The 382-nt window shown below is 30.1% G+C and carries 1 protein-coding gene; it reads right to left on the reverse strand.

Features of this window, described 5'->3' with window-relative positions; all coding sequences use genetic code 11:
- On the reverse strand, positions 1–382 hold a 382-nt coding region (locus tag CRV02_RS14750), incomplete at both ends, for an AMP-binding protein (RefSeq protein WP_164969045.1).

Genomic DNA, 382 nt, shown 5'->3' on the forward strand with positions numbered 1-382 from the left:
TTTGTGTAAGATGATTTGCAACTACTGATTCTATTTCAAAATGACTTAATCTAAATCCTCTTGGTTTAATCATATCATCATGTCGTGAAACAAAATAGAAGTAATCTTCTTCATCTTTATAAACATAATCTCCTGTTGAAACAACAGTTTCATCTGTAAGTTGTCCTTCTAATTTAATTACATCTTTTAAAATCTGAATAGATTTAAATCGCTCACTCGTTTCTACAGGTGCATTCCAATATCCTTTATAGATATATCCTCCTCTATGAATAAGTTCACCAACTTCTCTTTGTTTACATTCTTTGCCTTCTTCATTGATTACATATAATTCAACATCAGGAATAGCTTTACCAATAGAATCAGGTCTAATCCAGATTTGAGA

It is taken from the genome of Arcobacter sp. CECT 8989, from assembly GCF_004116715.1.
In the GTDB taxonomy this organism is placed as follows: Bacteria; Campylobacterota; Campylobacteria; order Campylobacterales; family Arcobacteraceae; genus Halarcobacter.